Origin of the sequence: Mesorhizobium sp. M7A.F.Ca.US.014.04.1.1, assembly GCF_003998745.1 — a bacterium.
GTDB lineage: Bacteria > Pseudomonadota > Alphaproteobacteria > Rhizobiales > Rhizobiaceae > Mesorhizobium > Mesorhizobium ciceri.
This window is the reverse complement of the sequence record NZ_RZRW01000850.1, coordinates 1-1,785: the sequence shown is the minus strand read 5'-3', so window position 1 is coordinate 1,785 and position 1,785 is coordinate 1. Positions and strand designations below refer to the sequence as shown.

Below are 1,785 nucleotides of genomic sequence, written 5' to 3'. Positions count from 1 at the left end.
CATCGGGACTGCGACCCCGAGGCCGCGGCTGCGGACCAGTCCCTACCGGCGCGGCAGGCAAGTTTCGTCTACTGCCTCATTCTTGGCCGCAAGGGCGACACGGCCAGCGTCAATCAGTGGTCGGCGGCACTTGAAGACGGAGCGACCAAACTCCCCGACATGATCATGGAAATGATGCGCTCGCACGAATTCGAAACCAGATATGCCACGATCGGCCTGACAGACCGCGCCTATGTCGGGTTTCTATATCTGTTGCTTCTGAACCGGTCCGCGGACGGCAACGGGCTTGAAACCTATACCTATCAACTGCGTCAAGGCTCAATGACGCGTGAGGCCGTGGCCTTCGGAATCGCCACGTCGGCGGAGTTCAACACCGGACACGCCGCGATGCGCGAAACATCCGCGGTCGCGGGGCCTGGGTGAAATCGAACCAACAAGCGCTAATTGAGTCTCGGATCGGGAATGCTGATGACGAGGCCGATGGAAGCATCAGCGACGGTGATCAGAAGAAAATCCTCCGAAAGGATTAGGCTCGGACCACCCGAAAGGTGCACTGGCGGCAAAGGCTTCGTCCAACAGGGCATCCTGATCGCCTATTGGCGTTCTCCCTCACTGTTTTCAGCCCAAGTAGCCTTCTGGCGATCACTATCGGCTTGAGAGGTGCGCGATGAAAGTCATGGTAACCGGCCATCAAGGCTATATCGGCTCGGTGATGGTGCCGATGCTGTTGCGTGCAGGGCACTCAGTGACGGGCTATGACAGCGATCTCTACCGGCGCTGCACCTTTACAGCAGGGGGCCAGCGGGCTTCAATTGCTTCAATCCAAAAAGACGTCAGGGACGTAGATGCGCGCGACCTCGAAGGGGTCGATGCCGTCATCCACCTGGCGGCTCTTTCCAATGATCCGCTGTCCGACCTTGATCCGGACATCACTTACGAAATCAACCACAAGGGCAGCGTCCGCTTCGCGAAGGCGGCCAAGGACGCCGGCGTGTCGCGCTTCCTGTTCGCCTCATCATGCAGCAATTACGGACAGGCCGGCGACGGGATGGTGGACGAAACGGGCGAACTGAAGCCGGTCACGCCCTACGGCTGGTCCAAGGTGCTTTCCGAACGGGACATTTCTGAACTGGCCGACAGCAGCTTCTCTCCCACCTATTTCCGTCCCGCCACGGCCTATGGCCTCTCTCCCCGGCTCCGCTTCGACATCGTGCTGAACAATCTCGTGGCCTGGGCGGTCACCATGGGCGTCATCCTGCTGAAATCCGATGGAACGCCGTGGCGGCCGATCGTCCATATCGAGGACATTTCCAGGGCGTTCATTGCCGGGCTGGAAGCGCCCCGCGAGACCATTCACAACGAGGCCTTCAATGTGGGGCAGACGGGCCACAACTACAGGATCCGCGACATCGCCGAGATTGTCGCCGAGGTCGTGCCGGGCTGCCGGCTTGAGTTCGCGTCCGATGCCGGACCCGACAAGCGCTCCTATCGCGTTAACTTCGACAAGATCGCGCTTGCCCTTCCTGCCTTCAAGCCGCAATGGGATGCGCGCAAAGGGGCCGAGCAGCTCTATCATGCCTACCGAAAGTCGAATGTCACTCTCGACGAATTCGAGGGGCCGCGCTTCCAGCGTATCGGCCACATCCGGTATCTTTTGGCCAACGGACTTCTGGACGGTCGGATGCGGGTCGCCGAAGCCTCGAAAAGACTGGAGGTAGCGGCGGGATAAGCGGTGTGGAACAGGTGAATCCCGGCGGACTCGGCTCGCCGACAGCGGCCGTCAGC

At 60.5% G+C, this 1,785-nt stretch carries 2 protein-coding genes; both read left to right on the top strand.

Annotation, left to right across the window (positions count from 1 at the left end; genetic code table 11):
- Nucleotides 1-423: DUF4214 domain-containing protein (locus tag EOA22_RS32275; protein WP_127390539.1), on the top strand; the 423-nt coding region annotated here is incomplete at its 5' end.
- Nucleotides 424-667: 244 nt separating this feature from the next.
- Nucleotides 668-1,729 carry an NAD(P)-dependent oxidoreductase gene (locus EOA22_RS32270; RefSeq protein WP_127390538.1) on the top strand — a complete coding sequence of 354 codons (1,062 nt, stop codon included), beginning with the start codon at nt 668-670 and terminating at the stop codon, nt 1,727-1,729.
- The last annotated feature ends 56 nt before the right edge of the window (nt 1,730-1,785 follow it).